This window comes from Nocardioides pakistanensis, from assembly GCF_054781215.1.
Map to the genome: position 1 here is coordinate 13,094 of NZ_BAAGUV010000070.1, position 24,929 is coordinate 38,022.

Here is a 24,929-nt window from a genome sequence, read left to right on the forward strand (position 1 = left end):
TCGGAGCGGGTCACAGGTGGATCCCGCACTCGGTCTTGGCGCTTCCGGCCCACCGGCCGCTGCGCTTGTCCTCACCGGGTGCGACCCGGCGCGTGCACGGTCGGCACCCGATGGACGGGTAGCCGTCGTACTGCAAGGGGTTGACGAGCACGCCGTGCTCGGCGACGTAGCGGTCGACGTCGTCGTCGGTCCACCGCGCCAGAGGAGAGACCTTCACCTTCTGCTTGTTCTCGTCCCAGCCAACGACCGGTGCGATCACCCGGTTACGGGTCTCGGCCCGGCGCAGCCCGGTCGCCCAGGCGTCGTACCTCGCCAGGGCCTGCTGCAGCGGCGCGACCTTGCGCAGCGCGCAGCACAGGTCGGGATCGCGGGAGAACAGGTCCTTGCCGTAGGCGGCGTCCTGTTCCGCCACCGTCTGGGCGGGACTGACCGTGACCAGGTTGACCGGCAGGGTCGCCGCCACTGCGTCGCGCGTGCCGATCGTCTCGGCGAAGTGGTAGCCGGTGTCGAGGAACACCACGTCCACCCCCGGTGCCACGCGGGAGGCGAGGTGCGCGAGCACGGCGTCGGCCATCGACGAGGTGATGCAGAACCGTTCGCCGAAGGTGGCCACCGCCCACTCGATGATCACCTCGGCAGGAGCGAGCTCGAGCTCGGCGCCCACGTGGGAGACCAGGTCGCGCAGCTCCTCGTTGCTCCGGCCCTCGGTCGTGCTGCCGCGGAAGGCGCGCGCGGCCATCGTCGTCGCGGCAGTCATCGCGCACCTCCGGCCTGCGGCGGGGCGATCAGGCCGAGCAGCTTGAGGGAGAACGCCCGCAGGCACGCCCGGCACTCCCAGGCGCCGTGGCCCGAGCCGTGCTCGGTCTCGTGCGGGCGGAGGTCCTCGTTGCCGCAGTAGGGGCAGTGGAAAGGTACGGCGCGCGTGGTCATCGTGCCCCCTCCAGCGCTGTCTTCGGAGCGGGCGTGCCCTCGCCCCGCAGCAACGACTCGTCGGCGCGCAGCACCCACGCCTGGAACGTCTCGCCCGGCTCGCGGCCGGCCAGGAAGGCGTGTACGACGGCCGTGACGTAGTCGTCGAGCCCTGCGCTGGTCACCTTGTGGGCGCGGAGCTTCCTGCCGAAGACCGGGTCGAGCCCGAGACCGCCGCCGAGGTGGACCTGGAAGCCCTCGACCTGACGGCCGTCCTCGTCGAGCACCAGCTGGCCCTTGAGGCCGATGTCGGCGACCTGGGTGCGCGCGCAGGCGTTGGGGCAGCCGTTGACGTTCACCGTGATCGGGGTGTCGAGGTCGGGGAACCGCCGCTCGAGCTCGTCGATGAGAGCCGCCGCACGGTTCTTGGTGTCGACGATGGCCAGCTTGCAGAACTCGATGCCGGTGCACGCCATCGTGTTCTTGCGCCAGTTGCTCGGCCGGGCGGTCAGCCCGATGCCCTCGAGCGCGTCGAGGAAGGCGGGGACCCGGTCCTCGGCCAGGCCCAGGACGACGAGCTTCTGGTAGGCGGTGAGCCGGACGCCCGCGGCGTCGTACTCCTCGACGAGGTCGGCCAGACGGGTCAGCAGGCTGCCCGAGACCCGGCCGACTGTCGGGGCTGCGCCGACGTAGAACCGGCCGTCCTTCTGCCGGTGCACGCCGATGTGGTCCCCGGCGCTCCGCGGGGAGACGGGGGAGGGGTTGTCCACGAGGGGGCGGTGGAGGTACTCCTCCTCGAGGACCTGGCGGAACTTCTCGACCCCCCAGTCGGCCACCAGGAACTTCAGGCGGGCGCGCGAGCGGAGTCGGCGGTAGCCGTAGTCGCGGAAGATCGACGCCACGCCCTCCCAGGCGTCGGCGACCTCTTCGATCGGGATCCAGACGCCGAGCTTCTGCGCGAGCATCGGGTTGGTCGACAGACCGCCGCCGACCCACAGGTCGAAGCCGGGGCCGAGCTCGGGGTGGACGGTGCCGACGAACGCCACGTCGTTGACCTCAGGCGCGACGTCGTGGCTGGGGTGCCCGGTGACGGCGGTCTTGAACTTGCGCGGGAGGTTGGAGAACTCAGGGTTGCCGATGAAGCGGCGCTTGATCTCGGCCAGGGCGGGGGAGCCGTCGATGATCTCGTCGGCCGCCACACCGGCGACGGGCGAGCCGAGGAACGGGCGCGGGGAGTCACCGCAGGCCTCCTGTGTCTCCAGGCCGACTGCCTCGAGCCGCTCCCAGATCGCCGGCACGTCCTCGACGGCGACCCAGTGGTACTGGATGTTCTGCCGGTCGGTGATGTCTGCGGTGTCCCGGGCGAACTCGGTCGAGGCCGAGCCGAGGGCCCGCAGCTGGGCCGGCCCGAGCAGGGCGCCGTCGGTGCGCACGCGCATCATGAAGTAGCGGTCGTCGAGCTCGTGCGGCTCCAGTGCGGCGGTGCTGCCGCCGTCGTACCCGGGCTTGCGCTGGGTGTAGAGGCCCCACCAGCGGAACCGTCCACGCAGGTCGTTGGGGTCGATGCTGTCGAATCCGCGGTGGGCGTAGATGTTCTCGATCCGCGCCCGGACGTTGAGGGCGTCGTCGTCCTTCTTGAACTGCTCGTTGGCGTTCAGGGGCTCGCGGTAGCCCAGGGCCCACTGGCCCTCGCCACGGCGGGCGCGGGGCCGGGGGGTCCGGCCGGGGCCGGCGGGTGCGGGCTTGGCGGGCCCGGACGGCCGGGGGTGGTTGCTGCTGGAAGTCATGGGATGCGTTCCTGGGGACGAGACGCACGAATCGACGACCACCCGACACCGTTGTCGAGATGTGTATGCCGGCGACCGCGCGCCGGGCTGACTGAGGAGGGGTTCAGACGGCGCGCTGGGCCATACACATCATGCTGCGGGTACGACCGAGGTCCACGTGGCGGCGAGCCACGAGGCGCGTGTCGGTACCTGCAGTGATCATGCGGAGCAGTCTCATCTAGCGGACTGCCGTTCCGCAAAGCGAGATCTCATGTCTTGAGACGTATGTCCGGATGGTGGACGTCGTCCCGCCTGCGAAGGCCCCGAATGTGACGCCCGACACCCTCGCCGCCGGTCGGCCCGCCGACCCGGGTCACTAGGCTGTGGGCCATGACCGAGCCGACTTCTGCAGGGATCTCCGCCTCCACGACGGGCGGGTCGCTCGCCGCGACCGCCAGCGCCGCCTACCAGTCCGCCCTCGAGGTCGTCTCCTCGGTCGAGCCCCGGATCGCCGACGCGATCCGGTCCGAGCTGGCCGACCAGCGCTCCTCGCTCAAGCTGATCGCCAGCGAGAACTACGCCTCGCCGGCGGTGCTGCTGACGATGGGCAACTGGCTCAGCGACAAGTACGCCGAGGGCACGATCGGGCACCGCTTCTACGCCGGCTGCCAGAACGTCGACACCGTCGAGGCGATCGCTGCCGAGCACGCCCGGGAGCTGTTCGGCGCCGAGTACGCCTACGTCCAGCCGCACTCCGGCATCGACGCCAACCTGGTCGCCTTCTGGTCGATCCTGGCGCACCGGGTCGAGACGCCGGGCCTGGAGAAGTACGCCGCCAAGTCGGTCAACGACCTGTCCGAGGCCGACTGGGAGGCGCTGCGCCACGAGTTCGGCAACCAGCGCATGCTCGGCATGTCCCTCGACGCCGGCGGCCACCTCACCCACGGCTTCCGCCCGAACATCTCCGGCAAGATGTTCAACCAGCGCAGCTACGGCACCGACCCCGAGACCGGTCTGCTCGACTACGACCAGGTCGCCGCCGCCGCCCGCGAGTTCAAGCCGCTGGTGCTCATCGCCGGCTACTCCGCCTACCCACGTCGGGTGAACTTCGCCAAGATGCGCGAGATCGCCGACGAGGTGGGCGCCACCTTGATGGTCGACATGGCGCACTTCGCCGGGCTCGTCGCCGGCAAGGTGTTCACCGGCGAGGAGGACCCGGTGCCGTACGCCCACGTCGTCACCACCACGACCCACAAGTCCCTGCGCGGTCCCCGCGGCGGCATGGTGCTCGCCACGGAGGAGTACGCCCCGTCGGTGGACCGCGGCTGCCCGATGGTGCTCGGCGGTCCGCTGTCGCACGTGATGGCGGCGAAGGCGGTCGCGCTCGCGGAGGCACGCCAGCCGTCCTTCGCGTCGTACGCCCAGGCGATCGCGGACAACGCCAAGTCCCTGGCCGAGGGCTTCATGAAGCGCGGCGCAAAGCTCGTCACCGACGGCACCGACAACCACCTCGTGCTGCTCGACGTGACCGGGTTCGGCCTCACCGGGCGGCAGGCCGAGTCCGCGCTGCTCGACGCCGGCGTGGTGACCAACCGCAACTCGGTGCCGGCCGACCCGAACGGCGCGTGGTACACCTCCGGCATCCGCCTCGGCACGCCCGCGCTGACCTCGCGCGGGTTCGGCCACGACGAGTTCGACCGGGTCGCCGAGCTGATCGTCGACGTGCTCTCGAACACCGAGGCGAAGCTCACCAAGGACGGCAAGCAGTCCAAGGCCAACTACGCCCTCGCCGACGGCGTCGCCGACCGCACCAAGGCCGCCTCGGCCGAGATGCTCGACAAGCACCCGCTCTACCCCGGCCTCGAGCTCACCTGAGCCTCCGCGGACTCCCGCCGCCCGGTTCGTGTCAGATGAACAGGCAGGATGGACCGGGCGGTGCAGGTCACCCGCTGGGCGTCGCTCCAACTAGGACAACCTGCCTGTTCAACTGACCCGCGGTCGCTCCGACGACCGGCTCTCGAGACAGCGACCCATCGGGACCGCATCGGTCGAGCCTGTGGACGACGATCGGCACGCATGCTGCGCGATGACCACAATCTCTGGCCATGAAGGTCACCGAGGTGCTCGAGCGGATGGGCGGCGTGGGCACACGGGCGACCCTGGTCGCGGCGACCTCTTCGTCCGACGTGCGAGCAGCTATCCGGTCCAGCGAGATCGTGAGGGACGCCCACGGGCGCTACTCGCTTCCGGTGGCTGCCGCGGCGCTGCGTGCCGCCAACGCGCTGAGCGGGGTCGTCTCCCACCGCTCGGCCGCCCTTCACTGGGGCTGGGAGCTGAAGACCGTCCCCGAGCTGCCGGACGTGACCGTGCGCCGCAAACGGCATCTGGCGGCCGGGCAGGCCGACGAGGTGGCCCTGCACTGGGCGGACCTGCAAGCCGATGAGGTGGTCGGTGTGGTCACTTCGCGAGAGCGGACGCTCACGGACTGTCTTCGGGGACTGCCGTTCGACGAAGCACTTGCAGTCGCCGACTCCGCGCTCCGGCACGGGGCACTCCCCAAGAGCCGCCTGATCTCGCTGGCATCGACGGTCAAGGGACCGGGTTCGCCACAGGCTCGCCGCGTGGCTCAGGAGGCGACTCACCTCGCTGCGAACCCGTTCGAGTCCGTGTTGCGTGCGATCGCGCTCGACGTACCCGGCCTGAATCTCCGACCACAGGTGGCGGTCGCCGATGAGGATGGCGCAGGCAGGACTGATCTGGCGGATCGGGACCGGCGGTGGGTCGTCGAGGCCGAGTCGCACAGCTTCCACAGCCGACGCGGGGCACTACGGCGCGACTGTCGCCGCTACACGAAGCTCGTCCTGCTCGGCTGGAAGGTGCTCCGCTTCGCGTGGGAGGACGTCATGTACTACCCCGATTACGTCAGCGCCTGCCTCGAGAGCGCTGCTGCACTGTCATCTGAACAGGCAGATTCGTCCTCCGACCCGCGGCGGGCCGTCTGAGTGCGGCTAGACGGAGAGAACCTGCCTGTCGAGATGACCGAAGCAGTGTCCGACGCTAGGTGGGCGGTCAGGGGGTGGGGGTGGTGCGGTCGACGATGGACTTGAGGTCGATGCCGCGGGGGAGCATGCCCATCGTGCCGCCGTACTCCGCGCCGAGCCGGGAGGCGCAGAACGCATCGGCGACGGCGTCCGGTGCATGCTGGACGAGCAGGGCACCCTGCAGGGCCGCGGCCATCTGGCCGGCGAGTCGGCGGGCGCGCAGCTCGAGGTCGCTGGTGTCGGCGAGCTGCTCGAGGACCCCGTCGATGGCGCGGTCGAGCCGCTCGTCCATGCCGCGGGCCTTGCCGACCTCGACGATCCACGCGTTGAGCGCCTCGGGCTCGCGGGACAACGCCCGGAGCACGTCGAGCGCGTTGACGTTGCCCGAGCCCTCCCAGATCGAGTTCAGCGGCGACTCGCGGAAGAGCATCGGCATCACCGACTCCTCGACGTAGCCGTTCCCGCCGAGCGACTCCAGCGCCTCGGCCACCATCATCGGGGTCCGCTTGCAGACCCAGAACTTCGACAGCGGCAGGGCGATCCGGCGGAACGCCGCCTCGTGCGGGTCGTCGGCGCGGTCCACCGCGGCGGCCAGCCGGATCGACAGCGCGGTCGCGGCTTCGGCCTCCACGGCGAGGTCGGCGATCACGTTCTGCATCAAGGGCTTGTCGGCCAGCAGGCTGCCGAAGGCGGACCGGTGCGCGACGTGCCAGGACGCCTCGGCCACGGCACGGCGCATCAGCGAGGTCGAGCCGAGCACGGTGTCGAGCCGGGTGGCGGCGACCATCTCGATGATCGTGCGCACCCCGCGGCCCTCGTCACCGAGCCGCTGCGCCCAGGTGCCGTGGAACTCCATCTCGGAGGAGGCGTTGGACCGGTTGCCCAGCTTGTCCTTCAGCCGTACGACGTCCAGCCGGTTGCGCGAGCCGTCGGGCAGCACCCGGGGCACGACGAAGCAGGTGATCCCGCCGGGCGCCTGCGCGAGCACGAGGAACACGTCGTTCATCGGGGCGGAGGTGAACCACTTGTGGCCGTGCAGGGTGTACTCCCCGTCGACCGCCGTCGGTCGGGCCTCGGTGACGTTGGTCCGCACGTCGGATCCGCCCTGCTTCTCGGTCATCCCCATGCCGGCCAGGGCACCGCGCTTCTCGGTCACCGAGCGGACGCCGAAGTCGTAGGAGGTCGACGCCAGCAGCGGCGTCCACTCCTTGGCGATCGCGTCGTCGACACCCAGCGCAGGAATCGCGGCGTAGGTCATCGAGATCGGGCAACCGTGGCCGGGCTCGGTCTGCGACCACGCCATGAAGCCCGCTGCTCGACGTACATGGGCATGCGGGGAGTCCGAGGTCCACGGCGCCGCCTGGAGCCCGTGGCCGACGGCGCGCTCCATCAGCCAGTGCCAGGACGGGTGGAACCGCACCTCGTCGATGCGGTTGCCGTAGCGGTCGAAGGGGGTGATCTCCGGGCCGAAGCGGTTGGCGAGCATCCCGTGCTCGCGGGCCTCCTCGGTGCCGGCCATCGCGCCGAGCTCGACCAGGTCGTCGACCACGGCGCGGGACGCGTGCCGCTCGACGGCCTCCACCAGCGCCTTGTCGGCGAGGACGACGTTGTGACCGACCAGCGGCGGGGCCTGGTTCGTTGCTACACGGTTATCGATGCCCATGTGGCTACGGTAGTTCCATGTCACGGGAGACGGGGAGCCAGGCGGTTCCCCAGCAGTCCCGCTGGGTCTCGGCCCGTGGGGCGACGTGGCGACTGGTGGTGTCCACGGTGGGCACCTGCTACCGCAACCGGGTCACCGGCCTGGCCGCGGAGGCGGCGTTCTTCGCCCTGCTCTCCCTGCCGCCGCTGATCTTCGCGCTGGTCGGCTCGATCGGCTACGTGTTCGAGAGCTTCAGCGACGCGCGCGCCGCCGAGGTGCGGTTCGCGGTGATCGATGCGGCAGGGCGCATGCTGACCGAGGACACGGTCTCCAGCATCATCGAGCCGACGCTGAACGACGTGTTCCGGGGCGGCCGCTACGACGTCGTCTCGATCGGCTTCGTGCTGGCCCTGTGGTCGGGCTCGCGGGCGCTCAACGTCTTCGTGGACACGATCACGATCATGTACGGCCTCGGCGGACGCCGTGGCCTGGTCAAGACCCGGATGCTCTCCTTCGTGCTCTACGTGCTCGGGCTGGTGACCGGCGTGGTCACGATCCCGCTCGTGGTGGCCGGGCCGACGCTGGTCGAGCGGGTGGTCCCGGCGCAGTTCGAGTTCGTCAACGCGCTGTACTGGCCGTCGGTGGTGCTGCTCTCGATCTGCTTCCTCGCCACGCTCTACCACGCGTCGGTGCCGGTGCGGACGTCGTGGCGGTACAACCTTCCCGGCGCCACCTTCACCCTGACGCTGTGGGTGCTCGGTTCGTTCCTGCTCCGGTGGGTGCTCACCAGCACCGCCGGGGAGTCGACGTCGATCTACGGCCCGCTCGCCGCCCCGATCGCCGTCCTGCTGTGGCTGTACCTGCTCTCGATCGCGGTGCTCATCGGCGCCGCGGTCAACGCCGCGTTCGACCGGGTCTGGCCGGAGTCGGAGACCGCACGGGCCCGGATGGAGCTCGTCCGCCGGTTGCGGCTGAAGGGCATGCTGCCGCGGCTGCGCCGCGACGAGGAGGACCGAGGGAGGTTCGGCCCCGGTGAGGACGACCCAGCGGAGTACGGCGGCGCAGGCGCGTACGACGCGGCAGCCGGCCCCGTCGAGCCGATCCGGGCGTCCGAGGAGCCCGAGGCCGGACCCCACTCGGCGCGCGGGGACCGATAACCAGATGCGGCGCCCGCGCCCCGGCCTTACATTCCGAGGGTGCTGGAGACCATCGGATTCGACCCGCGGATGGCCCGAGCGGCCGTTGCTGCGGACGCCGAGGTCGGCCGCGTGGTGCGTGTGGACCGCGGCCTCGCGGAGGTGCTGACCGAGCGCGGCCTGGTGCGCGCCGGCTACTCCGGCGAGCTGCTCGGCGAGGTGGCCCGTGATCCGGTGGCCGCCGCCACCACCGGGGACTGGGTCGTGGTGCGGGCCTGGCCCGACGACAAGCACACCCTGGTGCGGGTGCTGCACCGCACGAGCGTCGTGGTGCGAAGGACGGCGGGCAAGCAGTCGCACGGCCAGGTGCTGTGCGCGAACGCCGACCACGTCGCGGTGGTGGTGGGGCTACACCCCGAGCCCGTGATCGCCCGGATCGAGCGGCTGCTGTCGTTGGCCTGGCAGAGCGGGGCGACCCCGCTCATCGTACTCACCAAGGCCGACCTGGTGCCGGACGCGGAGTTCGTGAGCGCTGACGTGGCCGAAGCCGCACCCGGGGTCGAGGTGGTGACCACGAGCACCCGCACCGGCGCCGGCTTGCCGCGGCTCCGCGAGATCGTGGGTGCCACCGGCACGATCGCCCTGCTGGGCGCGTCCGGGCACGGCAAGTCCTCGCTGGTGAATGCGCTGGCGGGGGCCGAGGTGCTCGGCACCCGGACGCTCCGCGCCGACGGTCGCGGCCGGCACACCTCGGTGCGCCGCGAGCTCGTGCTGCTGCCCGGCGGCGGCGCGGTGATCGACACCCCCGGCCTGCGCGGCATCGGCCTGCCGGGCGGGCAGGTGGGGCTCGCGCGCACCTTCGCCGACGTGGAGGACCTCGTGGCGCGCTGCCGCTTCGACGACTGCAGCCACCGGGTCGAACCTGGCTGTGCGGTCCGCGAAGCCCTCGGGTCGGGCACCCTGCCGGTCCGCAGGTACGAGAGCTGGCTCGAGCTGCGGGCCGAGGTCGCGGCGGCGGAGCGCAGGGCTGCCGGCCGGGTGGTGCCGGCGCACCGGAAGCGACAGGCGAGGGGAGGAGCATGACCGACGTCACCGTGCGGCCGGAGCGGGTCGAGGACGTCGACCGGGTGACCGAGGTGGTCGCGGCCGCCTTCGGCGACGAGCCCGTGGCCGAGCTGTTGTCGGCGCTGCGGCGGTCGAGCTCCTGGCGAGACCTCTCGTTCGTCGCCGAGCGCGCAGGCCGGGTCGTCGGGCATGTCTCCTTCTCCCGCGGCTGGCTGGACGCGCCGCCCCGGCTGGTGGAGGTCCTCGTGCTCAGCCCACTGTCGGTGGACCCGGCGGTGCAGCGTCAGGGCGTCGGCTCGGCGCTGGTACGGCGGTCACTGGAGGTGCTGCAGCAGCGACCCGAACCGATCGTCTTCCTCGAGGGTGACCCGGCCTACTACGGCCGGCTCGGTTTCCTCCCCGGCGGGCCGGCCGGCTTCACCGCACCGTCGGCGCGGATCCCGTCCCGGGCCTTCCAGCACGTGCTGCTGCCGTCGTACGAGCCATGGATGACCGGCGCCCTGGTCTACCCCGACGTCTTCTGGGAGCACGACTCGGTCGGGCTGCGTGAGCAGCACGACCCCGAGCCGGGTCGTGAGGCTCAGCCCTAGGCCCCAGGGCGCAGGTGCCTGCTGCTGCGTGGAATGCTTCTGGTCCGCAGCGAAGTCCACCAAGCTCGAAGGGACCAGATGGGAAACGTCAGCCTGCCGACGCCGGTGGCCCTCGCCGGAGGCGCGATCTGCGTCCTCGGTGGCTACCTCCTCGGGGTGCTCGCAGGACCGGACACGCCGAGCCGGACGACGGCCGTCGTGGAGAGCTACGACCAGCGGACCGGCCGGCTGTGCCTGACCGGTGACGCGATCGGTGACCAGGAGGGCGTGACCGAGACCGGCCGGCTCTGCGGCACCTGGCGGCGCAGCGTCGGCGACGAGGACCTGCCCGACCCGGGCGAGCAGTTCCGCTTCGTCTCGGTCGTGGTGGACCAGCCGCCGCCGGGCGAGGAGAGCGAGGACGGGCCGTTCACGGTCATCTACGGCGATGTCGTGCCCTAGGTGCACTGGGTGGACCGCTGTGTCCCGTAGATTCTGACCGTGCCCGACCAGCCTGAGCCCGACACACTGCCGCGGGTCCGCCTACCGGCGATCACCCGTTCCCCGTGGTGGGAGCTGTCCCGGCGGATGCTGATGGCCCTCGGGGTGCTGGTCGCGACGGTGCTGATCGTCTACCTCGACCGTGAGGGCTACAACGACTCCGCGGACGGCCACGTCGACCTCGTCGACGCGATCTACTACACGACCGTCACGCTCAGCACGACCGGCTACGGCGACATCTCGCCGTTCAGCACGCAGGCCCGCCTGGTCAACGCGTTCGTGATCACGCCGCTGCGCGTGGCGTTCCTGGTGCTCCTGATCGGCACCACGATCGAGGTCCTGGCCAGCCAGGGCCGTGAGATGTTCCGGGTCGCCCGGTGGAGGAAGCACATGCAGGACCACGTCGTCGTGATCGGCTACGGCACCAAGGGGCGCAGTGCCGTCGACACCTTGGTGAACAACGGCGTCGGCAAGGAGTCGATCGTGATCGTGGACCCCAGCCAGGCCGCGCTGGGTGACGCCCACGCCGACGGGATCGCGGTCGTCACCGGGGACGCGACGCGGCGCGAGGTGCTGCGCCGGGCCGGCGTGCAGCGGGCGCGGCAGGTGATCATCACGACCAACCGCGACGACTCCACCGTGCTGTGCGCGCTCAACGTGCGCCAGCTCAACCCCGACACCTACGTGGTCGCCGCCGTGCGCGAGCAGAACAACGTGCCCCTGGTGCGGCAGTCAGGGGCCGACTCGGTGATCACCTCCTCCGACGCGGTGGGCCGCCTGCTCGGTCTCTCGACGCTGAGCCCCAGCCTCGGCTCGGTGATGGAGGACCTGCTGACCTACGGCCAGGGCCTCGAGGTCGCCGAGCGCGACCTGCTGGTGCCCGAGGTCGGCAAGCAGCCCCAGCAGCTGCCCGACCAGGTGATCGCGGTGGTGCGCGACGGCAAGGTGCACCGCTACTTCGACCCGGTCGTCACGCAGCTCGCCCGCGGCGACAAGCTGATCGTCGTACGACCGTCCGAGGAGCTGCCCTGGGCGCCTCGCCCCGGCACCCACGAGGACGAGGACCGCACCACCGACGAGGACTGAGCCGGCCGGTCAGGCGCCGACGCGGCGCAGCCAGCGCAGGTGCTCGGTGTCGCCGAGCAGCTGGAGCCGGCGCCACAGCGGGCTCGACGGCACCGCCTGGGTGTGATGCGCGCGGCTCGCCGCGATCTGGTGGCTGCGGTCGACGGTGACCGTGATGTCGACCTGCTCGGGGGCGCAGCCGGCGAAGCCGTCGACGCCGAGCTCCTCGTTGAGCTGCTCGGCCACCGGATCCGGCAGCGTCCAGGCCAGGACAGGCAGGTCGAGCACCTCTGCGGCGAGCAGCGCCGCGGCCGTGGCGGCGGCATGGTCGGGATGGCCGGTGACCCCGGTGGTGTCGAAGACCAGCAGCCCGTCGCAGCCGTGCACTCCCACCTCGTCGATGACCTCGCCGGCCAGGAGGTGGCGGCACACCTCGCGGAGCGAGCCGTCGGGGTGGTGGTGCATGACCACGGCGCTCACCCCGAGCGCGCGTGAGGCGGCCGCCAGCTCCTCGCGGCGCATCCGGCTCAGGTTCGTCCCGGCCCCGACGGTGGAGGCCTCGCCCTCGGTCAGGCACAGGACGCTCACCTCGCTGCCGCGGTCGGAGAACGCGTCGACGACCGCGCCCAGGCCGAAGGACTCGTCGTCGGGGTGGGCCACGACCGCGAGCACGCGCCGCCAGTCGGGCAGCTCGGTGTGGCGCGCTGTCGCGGGGACCGGTCGGGTCTCCATGGCTCTCCTTCGGTGTGGCCGTCCTGTTCCCAGGGTCCGGGACCGTGGCTCGCCGCCCAAGGGCCTTTCGTCCCATACGGCCCGGGGTATGGCCCGACTATGCTCCGGTCATGGACCTGGCCGAGCCGTTCGAGACCCCGCTGCTGCGCCGGATCCGTGACGCGGTGATCGGCGACGACCAGGTGATGGTGGGACCGTTCGGGCCACGCCGGGTGACCTACGCCGACTACACCGCCTCAGGCCGGGCGCTGTCGTTCCTCGAGGACTTCATCCGTTGTGAGGTGCTGCCCCGCTACGCCAACACGCACACCGAATCCAGCGGCACGGGCCTGCAGACGACCCGCCTGCGAGAGGACGCACGACGGATCATCCACGACGCCGTCGGCGGTGACGACGAGACCGTCGTGATCTTCGCGGGCTCGGGCTCCACCGGCGCCATCGACAAGCTGATCGGCGTTCTGGGCCTGCGTATCCCGTGCACGCTCGAGGACGAGTACCACCTCAGCGACGCGATCCCCGCCGACCGCCGACCGGTCGTGTTCATCGGTCCCTACGAGCACCACTCCAACGAGCTGCCGTGGCGGGAGTCGATCGCCGACGTCGTCCCGATCCCCGCCGACGGCGACGGCCACATCGACCTCGGCCGGCTGGAGGCCGAGCTGGTCCGCCACGCCGACCGGCCGCTGAGGATCGGCAGCTTCTCGGCGGCGAGCAGCGTCACCGGGATCCTCAGCGACACCCACGGCATCGCCGCGCTCCTGCACCGCCACGGCGCGCTGAGCTTCTGGGACTTCGCGGCCGCCGGCCCCTACGTCGAGATCGAGATGTACGGCGGCCCGGCGCGGGACCCGCTGGCCTACAAGGACGCGGTGTTCCTGAGCCCGCACAAGTTCATCGGCGGCCCCAGCACGCCGGGCGTGCTCGTCGTACGCCGGGAGCTGCTGACCAACCGGGTCCCCGACGTGCCCGGCGGCGGCACGGTCGCCTACGTCAACGCCGACGGGCACCGCTACCTCGACGACCCGGCGCACCGGGAGGAGGGCGGCACCCCGGCGATCGTCGAGTCGATCCGCGCCGGACTGGTGTTCCAGCTCAAGGAGGCCGTGGGCATCCAGGTGATCCGCGAGCACGAGGAGAGCTACCTGCGCCGGGCGCTCCTGCGCTGGCAGGACGAGGCCGGGATCGAGATCCTCGGCAACGTCGACGCCGAGCGGCTCTCGATCGTGTCGTTCGTGGTGCGCGCACCCAGCGGGAAGTACCTCCACCACAACTTCGTGGTGGCGCTGCTCAACGACCTGTTCGGGATCCAGTCGCGAGGCGGCTGCTCGTGCGCCGGTCCCTACGGACACCGGCTGCTGGGGATCGACCTGGAGACCTCGCACGAGCTCGACCGCGAGGTCGCGCACGGTTGCGAGGGCATCAAGCCCGGTTGGGTGCGGGTGAACTTCAACTACTTCATCTCCGAGGCGGTCTTCGACTACGTCGTCGAGGCGGTGCGGATCGTGGCCCGGGACGGGTGGCGGCTGTTGGGGGAGTACCGCTTCGACGTCGCCCGTGGGGTCTGGGTGCACCGCACCGGCACGGTCGAGCCGCCGCTCCGGCTGAGCCAGATCAGCTACGGGCCCGACGGAGAGATGCGTTTCCCGCGGCACGACGACACCGCACCGGAGTCGGAGCTCGAGCGCTACCTGAAGGAGGGCGCGGAGCTGCTCGCGTCCGCCACGCCGCCCGACCTGACCACGCCTCCGTCGTCGGTGTCCGACGACTTCGAGCACCTGCGCTGGTTCGACCTGCCGCGGGTCTGCCTGGAGGGTTAGCTGCGGGCGCCCACGCGGCGCGCGGCGAGGGCGGCGACGTCGTCCTCGCGGGTGTGGTCGCGGACGGTCTCGACGAGGTCGGCGAGCTTGTCGGTCAGCGGTCCGTTCTCGAGCAGGTCGGTGTGCCGGGTCAGGCGCGCCTGGCCGACGTCGATGTCCTCGTCGCGCCGCTCGATCAGGCCGTCGGTGTAGAGCAGGAGCGTGTCGCCGCGGTCGAAGGGGATCCGTGAGGCGGTGCGCGTCTGACCGGCCAGGCCGAGCGGGGCCGTGACGGGCTCGGAGATCGTCACGACGCCGCCGCCGGCCCGGATCACCACGGGCGGGGGATGGCCGGCGTTGACGAACTGCAGCTCGTCCCGGACATGGTCGGCCAGCACGTACACCAGGGTCACGAGCTGGGTGTACTGGTAGGTCTCGAACATCGTGTCGAGGCGGCGCAGCACCGTGTCCGGCGACGGGTCGACGGCGACGTAGGACCGGACCGCAGCGCGCATCTGTGCCATCGCGGCGGCAGCGGCCACGCCGCGGCCCATCACGTCGCCGACGAAGAACGCCACGCCACCGTCCACAGGAAGCACGTCGTAGAAGTCGCCGCCGACCTCGGTGCGGCCGGACGGACTGTAGTACGACGCCAGCTGCCAACCCGGGACGTCGGCGAGCTGCTCGGGGAGCACCGCGCGCTGGAGGCGTACGGCGGCCTCCCGGGTCTCGCTGTGCAGCTGCGCGTTGTCGATGGCGACGGCCGCCCGGCGGGCCAGGTCCTCCACGAAGGTGAGGTCGGACTCGCTGAAGGTGCGCCGCTCGTCGGAGGACACCCAGGTCATCACGCCGAGCACCTTGCCCTGTGCGACGAGCGGGACCGACACCGCGCTGCGCAAATCGAGCTCCCGGATCAGTCTCAGGTGCTCGGCGTCCTGAGCGCTGGACTCGATCAGCTCGGGCGGGATGCGGGGGATGAACTCGCTCTGCCCGGTGCGCACGACGTTCCACGCTCCACGCGGGGAGTCCCGGCTGACCGGGTACCGGCGCTGGATCTCCTCGACGAACGCGATCTTCCTCGGGTCGTTGTGCGCGACCGCGAGCGTCCTGAGGTCACCGTCCTCGAGCAGGGCGATCGAGCACCAGTCGGCGAACTCCGGCACCCCCAGCCAGGCCACCTTCCGCAGCGTGGTGTGGTAGTCGAGGCTGCTGGACAGCTCGGCGGAGGCCTCGCTGAGGAAACGGAGCTTGTAGGCCCGTTCGGCGGCCTCCTCCACCGCCCGGATCCGGTCCATCGCCTGGGCACAGGTGTCCGCCAGCAGGCGCAGGAACTCGCGCTCGGCGTTGTCGAACTCGCGCCGGCCCGGGAAGGACAGGCTGATCGCGCCGAGGGCCTGGCCGGCGGTGACCAGGGGGAGCACCACCAGGCTGCGCTCGCCCTCGGCGGCCAGCTCGAGCTCGGGGTAGCGCCGGCGGATCTCGTCCCGGCCGGTGAGGACCATCTGCTTCCGGGTGCGGATCGCATCAGGTCCCGGGAGGTGCGACCCCATCGGGACCTGAGCCCACCGCGTGGCGATGCTGGCGTCCTCGGCGCGCAGCCCCACCATCGTCAGCGTCTCCGGGTCCGTCAGACGCATCAGCGTGGCCACGGTGGCTCCCGCAGCGTCGGCCGCCTCGGACACCACGATCTTGGTCACGGCCTCCATGTCGTCCGCGGCCACCAGCTCGGCGGTCACGCGCGCGAGGCGCGCGAGTCGGGCAGCGATCCTTTGCTGGCGCCCGGAGACGGGGCCGCGCGAGGCGTCCTCGAGCACCAGGAGGACCCCGACCACCGCGCCCTCGCGGCGCAGGGGCGTCGCTGAGACGTCCAGGAGGTTCGGACCCGCGACAGCGTCCTTCAGCGGCAGCTGTCCGTTCCAGGTCGCCCCGCCGAGCACGTGGGCCAGGACCTCCTCGCCTCCGCCGCGATGGTCCTCGGGCAGGATCAGGTCGAGAATCCCCAGCCCCAGCATCTCCTCGCGGCTGCGGGAGAGCAGGTTCTCGCCGGCGATGTTGGCGTACACCACGCGTCCGGCGGCGTCGGCTGCGATCGCTGCCGTGTTCAGACCGTCGAGATGGGCGACGTCGGTGCGCCACGTCCGCGGGTCGTGGGCGTCGCTCAGGGGCATGAGGGGATCATGTCACGGCGCGGCCGAGAATCCGGCGGAGAAACCGGACAACCAGGGCCCGTCGAACATGCAGCTCGCCCGTTCCTGCGAGGGGCTCAGGCGGGAGTCCGGTCCCGGAGCGCGCTGGCTGCATGTTCGACGGAACGGGTGTGTTCCCCAGAAACGAGTCGAGGCCCCCGAAAGGGCCTCTGACCTGCGGATCAGGTGAAGTTCGATCACCGTGCTGGTGGGCGATACTGGGTTTGAAGTGTTGAGAAGCGGGCTACCACGACTGGCCCGCCGACGTCCAGATTCGCGGTAAACTCCCAGGTCAGAGGGCATTTCGAGGCAGGACAGATTGAGTCACATCAGGACAGGTGTTGACCGCGCTATTCCTCGTATGTTCCACGAAAGGCGATACTGGGAGGACACAAGATGGCTCCGAAGCAGCAGCGGGCCCGGCGCAGTTTCGGCCGGGTCGAGCGGCTGCCGTCGGGCAACTACCGGGCCGGCTACACCGGTCCGGACGGCCAGCTCTACCGAGCCTCCACGACCTTCGACGCCAAGGACGACGCCATCGCCTGGCTGTCCGCCCGACGTGCCGAGATCCAGATGGAGGTCTGGGCGCCCGACGTCGCGAGCCGTGGCGCGAGGCGACGGGAGTCGCCGACCTTCCGGTCCTACGCCGACCTCTGGCTGGAAAACCGCAAGACCAAGGGCCGCGAGCTGCGGCCCACGACCCGTCGGCAGTACCGCATGCTGCTCGACAAGTTCATCCTCCCGGCCCTCGGCGATCAACGAATAGACCGGATCACCAACGAGGACGTCAACGCCTGGTACGATGACCTCGCGCCGGGGCGGGAGACGATCAGGGCGCAGTCCTACAGCCTGCTGCGCACCATCTTCGCGAGCGCGGCCTCCGAGCGGCCGACCCCGTTCATCCCGTACAACCCTGCTCACATCCGGGGTGCCGGCAGCACCAAGCGCGCGCATCAGGTGCAGCCAGCGACCCTCGCCGAGCTGGAGACGATCGTCGCCGAGCTGCCCGACCGCTACCAGCTGATGGCGCTGCTCGCGGCCTGGTGCGCGATGCGCTTCGGCGAGCTCACCGAGCTGCGCCGCGGCGACATCGACCTGCGGACCAACCGGGTGAAGATCCGCAGAGGAGTGGTGCGCGTCGACGGCGAGTTCATCGTCGGCCCGCCCAAGTCCGACGCGGGCAGTCGTGACGTCGCGATCCCACCGCACCTGGTGCCGCTGGTCAAAGACCACCTTTCCCGGCACACCGCGTCTGGCAAGGATGCACTGCTGTTCCCGGCCGCCGCCGACAGCAACGCCCACATGGCGCCGTCCACGCTGTACAAGGTCTACTACCCGGCACGGGAGGCCGCCGGACGGCCAGACCTCCGCTGGCACGACCTGCGTCACACCGGGGCCGTCCTCGCCGCCCAGACCGGCGCGACCCTCGCCGAGCTCATGGGGCGCCTCGGTCACTCCACGCCAGGTGCGGCCATGCGCTACCAGCACGCCGCCGCCGATCGCGATGCCGAGATCGCGAAGCGGCTGTCGGCGTTGGTGTCGGACGCAGATGTGAAGGTGGAGCGGTGAGCGAGCGTACGACTTGGATCACCGAGTTTTACGAGGACGACGCCGGCCGTCGTCCGGTCGAGATGTGGATGGGCTCGCTGACGGACGCGGAGTTCATGGCGCTCCGCGCTGGCATCATTCGCTTTCTTGAGGTCCATGGCATCGGCTTGGCCTCGACGCCTTGGTTGAAGGCGCTAGGAGACGGCCTGCACGAGTTCCGCGTGCGACACGACGCCTCCACGATCGAAGGGCTCGCTGGCCACGAGCCGGCTGAGGGGCTGCCGACCCAGAAGAAGATCCTGCTCCGGCTCTTCGTGCACTTCCACGGCAACAAGGTCGTGCTCCTTGTTCACGGCTACGACAAGGGCAGCGACGACAGTCCGAGACAGCAGGGCAAGGAGATTCAAGAGGCCCGCAAGCGATTGGCCAGGTGGAGGGTGGCAGAAGCGAAGCGAGCCAAGAAGAAGTAGTTGCCCGTATGTGGTATCAGACATATGATTTTGGGGGTCGAGAGGAGATGGTGATGGCGAAGACGTTCGCCGAGTACGCCCGTGAGCGCGAGGCGACGATGAGTCCGGCCCAGCGCGATCTGATGCGCGCATTCGATCAGGCCGCAGCTTTCGGCTCAGTCATTTTCGGCGCACGCAAGGCTCGCGGCCTTCGCCAATCAGACCTGGCGGAGCTCTCCGGTGTGACGCAGGCTGATATCAGTCGGATCGAGCGTGGCCAGGTTGCGCCGACCACCCAGACGCTTCTCAAGCTTACGGACGCGTTGGGAGTCGAGATCCAGTTCGTGCTCGCCGAGCCCGGCACGACGCCGGCTGAGTCGATCAGCCTGCGCGTCCCTGTCGCCGGCTGAGCCAGCGTGCGCCGTTGGCCGCGAGGTCGTCAGCGGCGATTCGCGCCTGAAGGCGGAGCGCTGAGCGCACATGCCGTCCACGATGATGTCGGTGTGAGACTCCGACCCAGCGAGTCTCGTGCCGAGGGGTGCCGTCACTCGAGCACTGAACATGGCCGCGGCTCAACTGCCGGGCTGATCGTCAGACACGTCCTGCCCCGACCGCAGGTACTGGGCCCGCTGGCTGGGTCGGAGTCGGATGAGCGCCCCGGGTGTGCGGTCACCACCTGAGTCGGTCGCTCGCGGCGGCCGGCGGCGCGTCGGCAGGGCGTTGCGGATGAGCGGCTGCCAGGCGCGGCGGATGGGGTCGGGCAGGTCGAGCTCCTTCCAGATGTCGACGAGCAGCACGCCGTCGATGTAGTCGAGCAGGTCGCGCGGGCGGCCCTCCCGGAGGATCAGCTCGTAGGCGCGGGCCCGGTCGGTGCGGTCGCGGAGGTAGTACGGCCGCCGCGGTGCTGGCCAGTGGTGGTCGGGCCCTGGAAGCAGGACCGTGCTGAAGGCGCGTTCGGGATCGAGTCGCCACAGCTGGTTGGCGAGCCAGAACGGGTGAAGTCCGTGCTGGCCGGGAACTTCCACGAACTCCAGGTTCGGCACGATCTCCAGTCGGTGACCGGTTGCTTCGACGATCCGCTCGGCGACGGCCAGCGAGGGTGACTTCGTGCCGCGCTCGTACGCCGACAGGGTGGGCTGCGACGTGCCGGCGAGGCGGGCGAGGGCGTCCTGGGTCAGCCCGGCTGCGCGGCGGGCGTACGTGAGCAGGGAGCTGCCGGACACGCTCCGAGGATATCGGATCGGATCTGCTCGGCCAGATCGTTCGCTTTGGCGCCTCACCTGGGCAGATGCGACAGCGGGCGGACAGTCGCGGCCAGGTCGTACGGGGTGTCCATGCCAAATCCGGACATGCCTTGCACACCTACCTCGTGACAGGGGTCCGCCCTGGCATGGAAAGGGGTGATCACCATGAGCGTCGCGAAGTGTCTCGGCCTCGACGACGTCGACGGTCCGGCGATGGCGGCCGCGGGCGTGGCGTGGCAGCGCTGGTGCCATCAGGAGCCGGACCTGGCGGTCGTTGACGACCTGCTCGACCTACCCGACTGGACGCGTCGCGTTTCGACCGCGACCAAGGAGGATCTGCTCGCCCGTCTGTCCCAGTTGGCTCAGGACCACGCCGAGGCGGCAGTGGTTCTGGCGTGGCTGCTGCTGCCGGGCGTGACGCGCCTGGCCGACAGCCTGCGGGACCTCTCGCCGGACATCGACGCGCTGACGGCCGGCGAGCTCTGGCTGCAGATCCGGACCGTGCCGTCGCAGCGATGCGTGGCCGCGAACATCCTCCGCGCCGTACGACGGTCCCTGCTCGCCGAGCTCGGGCGCACCGAGGCCGCGCAGCGACGCGATCGCACCTGGGCAAGCACCACGCTGTGTGACAACGCTGAGGACCTCGATCTCCTCGCCGGTCTTCCCGAACTTCGCTCGGACGCGGTGTTCGAGTCGAGCCATCTCGTCCAGCACGCCCTGCTGGGTGGGGTGTTGAGCCTGCCGGACGCCTCGCTGTTGCAGCAGCTCGCCGACGCGGCAGCCGATCACTCCGCCCCGGCACGGAGGGGGCGTGCTGGGCTCACCTCGCCGGTCGTCGTCGAGTTCGTCTCCCGGTATAGCCCCCAGTCGGCGCGTTCGGTACGACGCCGCGCGTCGATGCTCATGGACCGGCTCGGTCGATACGCGAACGAAGAACGACTCGTCAACGACCTGCGACACTTCGTCGCCGCGCACGACCTGCCGCCGATGAGCCTCGACGAAGTCCTCGAGGAGTACCTGTGGCAGCACATCGAGGTCTACGCCAACGCCCGCGACCGGGAGGTCGACGAGTCCGCGTGATCGAGCACGTTGTTGTGAGGGGATCTGCCGCCTGTCGAGCGGGCGCCGAGACAGGGTCGGTGTCTCGTGTCAGGCTGGCGCGTATGAACGCAGAGCAGCAGGTGATTGCGGCTGCTGAGGATCGGGCTTCGGCCCTCGCGGCAGGCGATGCCGAGCGACTCGCGGGGCTCCTGCACGAGGGCTTCAGGTGGACGTCACATACGGGGGAGTCCTACAGCCGGTCCGACTACGTACGTCGAAACACCGAGGGGCGCACGGTCTGGCGTTCGCAACGGCTGAGTGGCGTCGAAGTCGTCGTTGTCAACGACACCGCCGTCCTCCACGCCGAGGTGAGCGATGCGGTGCTGGGAGAGGGCGATGAACTCGAGACCTTCCGGATGCCGATGACGCAGGTCTGGGTCCGCCAGGAAGGCGACTGGAGATGCCTGGCGGGCCACGCGGGACCACGCTGTTCCTGACGTCCCACCATGCCGCTGTCGGGGCGTTCAGGCGCAGGTAGTGGACCAGGCCGTCCTCCGATCTGGAGCAGCCGATCGACATCAGGACCCCAATGGCACCCCGGTCAACGCTCATCGGGCTCACACCGGGGACGTGGCGCTCACATCCCGATGCCCGGCGCTTGCTGTGAAGGCGCCTGGCGGTGGTGGTCGACAGCGGGTGCCTCGTGGGGTGGCCGTTTGGGAGCGAGCTGCTTGCTGATCCGATACGCCAGCGCCGCGGTCGGGTGTTCGGACGGCAGCGGCCTGATACTCGCCCTCATCAGCAAAGGCTCTGGGTCCCGGCCCTGACGCTTGAGCCGGTCGAGCTGGCGCGCCAGTGTGAGGGTGTGCTCGTCGGCGCGGCCGACGTAGGCAACGACTCGACGTTCCCACACGCGGACGGCGTCGTCGTAGCGGCCGTTGACGGTGCGGATGAGCCTTCGGCGGTACGACGCGGCGCGGTCGTCGTCGGGCGCGGGACCGGCGATGGTGCGTTCGTCTGGTGGGATGCCTTGGGCGGCCCGCCAAACAGCGATGTCCGCGCGCAGCCTCGAGGTGAGGACGTCGGCGTAGTCGTCGAGCCAGGCCGGCAGGGTCTGCTCTGCTCGGTCGCGGACTTCGGAGGCAAGGGTGCCCACCAAACGTCCTCGCGCGGCGAGGTAGGGCCCCCACGACGGGTGCCCGGCTACCTCGACAGGGACGTCGGGAAGCCACGGGAGCGGGCCGGACCCGACCGGCTCCTCAGCCGACGCGCCGAGCACCGTGCGGGTTGCGAGGCTCACGGTGTCGGCGTACCGCGTTGCGGCGTCGTGGAGGCGAGTCTCTGGCGTGACGGCCCGTTCGCGGATGGAAGTCGCCGAGACGGCAGCGCCGTCGCGAGCGAGGGCGCGCTCGAGGATCTCGGTGGCGGTGAGCTGTTCCGTGATGCCCGGCAGTTCGAACTCGCGGTCGTCGGTCAGCTCGTCGGTGATGACGTGGACGTGGTTCTCGGCGCTGCCGCGGGTCAGCATCGTGTAGAGCAGCTGCCGGGTCTCTTCGCCGGTCACGACGCCGTGCATGACGTCGGCGGTCAGGCCCTGGGCGGTGTGGACGGTGGAGGCGTACCCGAGCTCGACGTGGGCCGCGACGTACTCGGCCGGCAGCACGGTGGTGAGCCCGGAGTCGCGGTGTCGCACGGTCAGGGTGCCGTCGTGGACGCGAGTGACGGTCCAGCGGTCGCCGTTCTTGACCCAGTCCGAGCTGCTCACGCCGAGTCGGCGGTCGTTGTGTCGGGTGAGGACGACGTCGCCGACCGACGCGTGCGTGCCGTCCCGGAGCAGAGACTCGTCGTGAGCCGAGGTCTCGGCGAGCCGGGCCGTGCGGGCTCGTTCGTTGAGCTGCTGCACGAGCTCGTGGGTCGGCGCCAGCATCAAGCAGTCGCGACCGGCATTCTGCTCGCGTCGCCACGCGTCGAAGACCTCGTCGACGACGGCCTGCTGGTCGCCGACGTGAACGCGGTCGTGGTCGAGGTAGTAGCCCAGCGCGGCCCGCTCGCCGTCCCGGAGCGCCAGGGACGCCTCGGCCTCGACCGGGTCATCGAACCTCACGACCTCGTCGAGTCGCACCGCGCCGTGCGCGCGGGCGAGGTCGCGCAGGACACCGCCCGCGCCGATTGCGGCGAGCTGCTGATCGTCGCCGATCAGCCGCACGATGGCACCGCGCTCGACCGCGAAGCCGATGACCCGGTCCAGGGTGATGGTGTCGGCCATTCCGGCCTCGTCAACGACGAGCAAGGTCCCCCGTCGAATCGCCGGTGCGAGCGGCGAACCGGGCTCCGTGTCGAGGTCGTGGACGAGCTTGGCGAGCGTCTCGCACGGCATGCCGGTGGCGTCGCGGAGCGCGGCCGCGGCGGCCGCCGACGGGGCGAGTCCGAGCACGTCGGCTCCGGCCTCGGTCCACACGCCGGCGAGCACCCGCATCGCGGTCGTCTTGCCGGCCCCGGCCGGTGCGAGCGCGAGCTGTACCCGGCGGCCGCTGGTGGCCATCGCGCGGACCAACTGCTCCTGGCCGGCGTTGAGCTCGATGCCCTCGACGCGGGCGGCCAGGATGGCCAGCTCGACGTCCTCGGTCGACCACGCCGACGCGCCGCTGCTCGCAGCGGCCGCGACGATGCGCGCCTCCGCATCAAGCACGCGGGTGGTGGTGAAGTGGTCGCGGCCGGTGTGGCGGTAGACGCTCGTCCCGTCCGAGCGACACAGGCCGGCTGGTTCGCCGATCGGGTCGCGGTCCGGGGTGAGGTTGACCGACAGTGCCTTGACCTCGTCGACGACCCAGCCGACGGCCTCATCGACCAGCTCGGCGAGGAGCCCGGCGTCGCGGATCTGGCGATGGACTTCGGCGTGCACGTGCCATGACTGCCAGGTCGCCCGGCGCGTCTCCAGTTCGCCGAGCACGCGCTCGGCCAGCTCCCGGACCCACCACGTCGAGATGTTGGCCGGTGCGGGCACACCGGTCGGGTGGAGCGCGGCCTGCACCATCTGGTCGACAGTGTCCGGCGATCCGAGGACGTCGTCGGCCTGGCTCCGCCAGGTCGTCCGCTGGTCGGCCAGCGATCGCGGCTCGTGCTTGGCCTCGCGGGTCTCCAGGTTGGCCTGCTGGGCCAGCGCAACGGCCTCGACCGGCGCCGGCGTTCGGCCGTGAGCTTTGCGGAAGTCACGGGTCAGTTCGCGCTGCCGGGCCACGATGTCGGCTCGCCGGCGCGACCACGCCTCGCAGAGCTCGCGATCGACGCCGACGATCTCGCGGATCGGTCGCTTCTCGCGATCGGCACCCGGCCGCTCGGCGAACCGGACCCCGACTGCCTCGCCGAGGTGACGCTCCAGGGCGGTGTTGTAGGTCTCCGATGCGGCGACCACGTGTTGGTGCAGCACGCGCCCGTAGATCGAGAGCCACTTGCCCTGCTTAGTCTGCACCTTGTTCGCGACCGCTACGTGCGTGTGCAGGTCCGGATCGCCCGCGCGGGAGTCGCGGTGGGTGAACGCGGCCGCGATGAGTCCGCGGCTCTCAACCTGGCGGGCGCCGTCCTTGCCCTCGCGGGTGAACAGGGCGTGCTCCTCGATGTAGGCGATCGCGTCCGCGATTGCCGCCTGGTGGGCCTGCTCGATCTTCGCCGCGACCTCGCGCGGGGCGAGGGCCCAGAGCGCGGAGACCGACTTGACGGGGCTGAACGTCAGATCGAACCCCGCGACCGCGGTCTGGCGCGGGCGTGAGTACCTCGCCAGCGCCATCGACAGCTCTTGGGCCGTCGCCGGTTCGCGTCCGTGCTTGGCGACGAATAACTCGCGCGCTGCGGTCGAGCGCGCTATCGCCCACTCGGCCGACGTCGGCATGGACGAGTGCGCCAACAGCTCATCGACCCTGGCATTGAAGGCATCGACCGTCTCGTTGGCGTAGACCTTGTACGCCGCGCCGAGTGGTCGCCCGGTGGTCGGGTCGCAGCCGCTGCCGAACAGGTGCTTCATCTGCTCAGCCGTGACGACGTCGTTGATCGCCAACCCGTCGATGCCGCCGAGACCCGAGCCGATCCAGCGGCCGGGCGCCTCGCCCTTCGCCGCGTAGTAGTCGGCCAACGGGATGCTGCCCTTCTCCGTCGAGTCGAGCGCGGCGACCTGCCGGGTCAGGTACTCATATCCCGACCCGGCCGACAACTTCTGCAGCGTCATCGTCACACCCCTCAAGGCCG

At 70.6% G+C, this 24,929-nt stretch carries 21 protein-coding genes; 13 read left to right on the forward strand and 8 right to left on the reverse strand.

Annotated features, from left to right (window positions below; all coding sequences use genetic code 11):
* Nucleotides 1-10: 10 nt before the first annotated feature.
* From ACYVIH_RS20135 to ACYVIH_RS20145, 3 genes are read right to left on the reverse strand one after another with little or no spacing between them, the layout of a single operon-like run.
* Entirely contained in the window at nucleotides 11-757 is a 747-nt protein-coding gene (locus ACYVIH_RS20135; protein ID WP_460871329.1) for a phosphoadenylyl-sulfate reductase, read from the reverse strand.
* Entirely contained in the window at nucleotides 754-930 is a 177-nt protein-coding gene (locus tag ACYVIH_RS20140; protein WP_460871330.1) for a hypothetical protein, read from the reverse strand. The genes ACYVIH_RS20135 and ACYVIH_RS20140 overlap by 4 nt, the downstream gene beginning before the upstream one ends.
* A complete protein-coding gene (locus ACYVIH_RS20145; RefSeq protein ID WP_460871331.1) occupies nucleotides 927-2,696 on the reverse strand; it encodes a nitrite/sulfite reductase in 1,770 nt (589 codons plus the stop codon). Before ACYVIH_RS20145 ends, ACYVIH_RS20140 begins: the two co-directional genes overlap by 4 nt.
* Nucleotides 2,697-3,065: 369 nt before the next feature.
* Between ACYVIH_RS20145 and ACYVIH_RS20150 the strand changes: the two genes are divergently transcribed.
* Both ACYVIH_RS20150 and ACYVIH_RS20155 read left to right on the forward strand, forming a co-directional pair.
* Nucleotides 3,066-4,550 carry a glycine hydroxymethyltransferase gene (locus ACYVIH_RS20150; protein WP_460871332.1) on the forward strand — a complete coding sequence of 495 codons (1,485 nt, stop codon included), beginning with the start codon at nucleotides 3,066-3,068 and terminating at the stop codon, nucleotides 4,548-4,550.
* Between the two features lie 230 nt (nucleotides 4,551-4,780).
* A complete protein-coding gene (locus ACYVIH_RS20155) occupies nucleotides 4,781-5,677 on the forward strand; it encodes a hypothetical protein (protein WP_460871333.1) in 897 nt (298 codons plus the stop codon).
* A 67-nt stretch (nucleotides 5,678-5,744) separates the two neighbouring features.
* Here ACYVIH_RS20155 and ACYVIH_RS20160 read toward each other — a convergent pair whose 3' ends face one another.
* Nucleotides 5,745-7,379: an acyl-CoA dehydrogenase family protein gene (locus ACYVIH_RS20160; RefSeq protein WP_460871334.1), complete on the reverse strand. Its 1,635-nt coding sequence runs from the start codon at nucleotides 7,377-7,379 to the stop codon at nucleotides 5,745-5,747.
* 17 nt (nucleotides 7,380-7,396) lie between these two features.
* On the opposite strand from ACYVIH_RS20160, the gene ACYVIH_RS20165 reads away from it, so the two are divergent.
* From ACYVIH_RS20165 to ACYVIH_RS20185, 5 genes are all read left to right on the forward strand, one after another.
* Nucleotides 7,397-8,515, forward strand: a complete 1,119-nt coding sequence (locus ACYVIH_RS20165) for a YihY/virulence factor BrkB family protein (protein WP_460871335.1) — start codon at nucleotides 7,397-7,399, stop codon at nucleotides 8,513-8,515.
* A 39-nt stretch (nucleotides 8,516-8,554) separates the two neighbouring features.
* The gene (gene rsgA / locus ACYVIH_RS20170) at nucleotides 8,555-9,577 is read left to right on the forward strand and encodes a ribosome small subunit-dependent GTPase A (protein ID WP_460871336.1); all 1,023 of its coding nucleotides are present in this window, start codon (nucleotides 8,555-8,557) and stop codon (nucleotides 9,575-9,577) included.
* Nucleotides 9,574-10,149: a GNAT family N-acetyltransferase gene (locus ACYVIH_RS20175; protein WP_460871337.1), complete on the forward strand. Its 576-nt coding sequence runs from the start codon at nucleotides 9,574-9,576 to the stop codon at nucleotides 10,147-10,149. The genes rsgA and ACYVIH_RS20175 overlap by 4 nt, the downstream gene beginning before the upstream one ends.
* A gap of 78 nt (nucleotides 10,150-10,227) precedes the next feature.
* The gene (locus ACYVIH_RS20180) at nucleotides 10,228-10,590 is read left to right on the forward strand and encodes a hypothetical protein (protein ID WP_460871338.1); all 363 of its coding nucleotides are present in this window, start codon (nucleotides 10,228-10,230) and stop codon (nucleotides 10,588-10,590) included.
* A 126-nt stretch (nucleotides 10,591-10,716) separates the two neighbouring features.
* Nucleotides 10,717-11,715 carry a potassium channel family protein gene (locus ACYVIH_RS20185; protein ID WP_460871392.1) on the forward strand — a complete coding sequence of 333 codons (999 nt, stop codon included), beginning with the start codon at nucleotides 10,717-10,719 and terminating at the stop codon, nucleotides 11,713-11,715.
* A 9-nt stretch (nucleotides 11,716-11,724) separates the two neighbouring features.
* Here ACYVIH_RS20185 and ACYVIH_RS20190 read toward each other — a convergent pair whose 3' ends face one another.
* Complete coding sequence (locus ACYVIH_RS20190; RefSeq protein WP_460871339.1) at nucleotides 11,725-12,426, reverse strand: PIG-L deacetylase family protein; 702 nt, start codon at nucleotides 12,424-12,426, stop codon at nucleotides 11,725-11,727.
* Nucleotides 12,427-12,536: 110 nt separating this feature from the next.
* Here ACYVIH_RS20190 and ACYVIH_RS20195 point away from each other — a divergent pair, with 110 nt between their 5' ends.
* Complete coding sequence (locus tag ACYVIH_RS20195; protein ID WP_460871340.1) at nucleotides 12,537-14,243, forward strand: aminotransferase class V-fold PLP-dependent enzyme; 1,707 nt, start codon at nucleotides 12,537-12,539, stop codon at nucleotides 14,241-14,243.
* On the opposite strand, the gene ACYVIH_RS20200 is transcribed toward ACYVIH_RS20195, so the two are convergent.
* Nucleotides 14,240-16,390 carry a GAF domain-containing SpoIIE family protein phosphatase gene (locus ACYVIH_RS20200; RefSeq protein WP_460871341.1) on the reverse strand — a complete coding sequence of 717 codons (2,151 nt, stop codon included), beginning with the start codon at nucleotides 16,388-16,390 and terminating at the stop codon, nucleotides 14,240-14,242. The genes ACYVIH_RS20195 and ACYVIH_RS20200 overlap by 4 nt on opposite strands.
* A 414-nt stretch (nucleotides 16,391-16,804) precedes the next feature.
* On the opposite strand from ACYVIH_RS20200, the gene ACYVIH_RS20205 reads away from it, so the two are divergent.
* Genes ACYVIH_RS20205 through ACYVIH_RS20215 form a run of 3 tightly spaced genes read left to right on the forward strand, consistent with a single transcriptional unit; the run spans nucleotide 16,805 to nucleotide 18,815 of the window.
* A complete protein-coding gene (locus ACYVIH_RS20205; RefSeq protein WP_460871342.1) occupies nucleotides 16,805-17,977 on the forward strand; it encodes a tyrosine-type recombinase/integrase in 1,173 nt (390 codons plus the stop codon).
* Nucleotides 17,974-18,426: a hypothetical protein gene (locus ACYVIH_RS20210; RefSeq protein ID WP_460871343.1), complete on the forward strand. Its 453-nt coding sequence runs from the start codon at nucleotides 17,974-17,976 to the stop codon at nucleotides 18,424-18,426. The genes ACYVIH_RS20205 and ACYVIH_RS20210 overlap by 4 nt, the downstream gene beginning before the upstream one ends.
* A 53-nt stretch (nucleotides 18,427-18,479) precedes the next feature.
* The gene (locus ACYVIH_RS20215) at nucleotides 18,480-18,815 is read left to right on the forward strand and encodes a helix-turn-helix domain-containing protein (RefSeq protein WP_460871344.1); all 336 of its coding nucleotides are present in this window, start codon (nucleotides 18,480-18,482) and stop codon (nucleotides 18,813-18,815) included.
* 162 nt (nucleotides 18,816-18,977) lie between these two features.
* On the opposite strand, the gene ACYVIH_RS20220 is transcribed toward ACYVIH_RS20215, so the two are convergent.
* Nucleotides 18,978-19,628, reverse strand: coding sequence for a helix-turn-helix domain-containing protein (locus tag ACYVIH_RS20220; RefSeq protein WP_460871345.1), 651 nt, complete (start codon nucleotides 19,626-19,628; stop codon nucleotides 18,978-18,980).
* Nucleotides 19,629-19,814: 186 nt separating this feature from the next.
* Between ACYVIH_RS20220 and ACYVIH_RS20225 the strand changes: the two genes are divergently transcribed.
* Together ACYVIH_RS20225 and ACYVIH_RS20230 are read left to right on the forward strand one after the other, a co-directional pair.
* Nucleotides 19,815-20,729 (forward strand): hypothetical protein, encoded by a 915-nt coding sequence (locus ACYVIH_RS20225; protein ID WP_460871346.1) that lies wholly within the window; start codon nucleotides 19,815-19,817, stop codon nucleotides 20,727-20,729.
* A gap of 83 nt (nucleotides 20,730-20,812) precedes the next feature.
* Entirely contained in the window at nucleotides 20,813-21,187 is a 375-nt protein-coding gene (locus tag ACYVIH_RS20230) for a nuclear transport factor 2 family protein (protein ID WP_460871347.1), read from the forward strand.
* Between the two features lie 140 nt (nucleotides 21,188-21,327).
* Here ACYVIH_RS20230 and mobF read toward each other — a convergent pair whose 3' ends face one another.
* A complete protein-coding gene (mobF, locus tag ACYVIH_RS20235; RefSeq protein WP_460871348.1) occupies nucleotides 21,328-24,909 on the reverse strand; it encodes a MobF family relaxase in 3,582 nt (1,193 codons plus the stop codon).
* Nucleotides 24,910-24,929: the final 20 nt, after the last annotated feature.